Origin of the sequence: Spirulina sp. CCY15215 (assembly GCF_016888125.1) — a bacterium.
Taxonomy (GTDB): domain Bacteria; phylum Cyanobacteriota; class Cyanobacteriia; order Cyanobacteriales; family Spirulinaceae; genus CCY15215.
In genome coordinates this window covers 1-206 of sequence record NZ_JACSWA010000338.1, presented here as the reverse complement: position 1 = coordinate 206, position 206 = coordinate 1, and the positions used below count along the sequence as shown (strand labels likewise).

1 pseudogene is annotated in these 206 nt (G+C 46.6%); it reads right to left on the bottom strand.

The annotated features are described in order from the left end of the window. Nucleotides 1-197 (bottom strand): annotated as a pseudogene (locus JUI58_RS07230) (Uma2 family endonuclease); the annotation flags it as partial. Nucleotides 198-206: the final 9 nt, after the last annotated feature.

Here is a 206-nt window from a genome sequence, read left to right as displayed (position 1 = left end):
ACCACAGCATCGGGAACTCCCCGTTCGTAGTAGAGGTAAAGATTACCAGAAACGTAGACATCTTCTTGGTTGTGAAAGTAGAATTTGAGGCTTTCTACACCATAAATTAAATAATCCCGTGCGGGGTCACTTTCTGCCATCGGTTCGCCATCGGGTTCGGGGTAAACAATCGGGGTTTTTAGGGGTGCGAGAGTCATGGTTTTCAA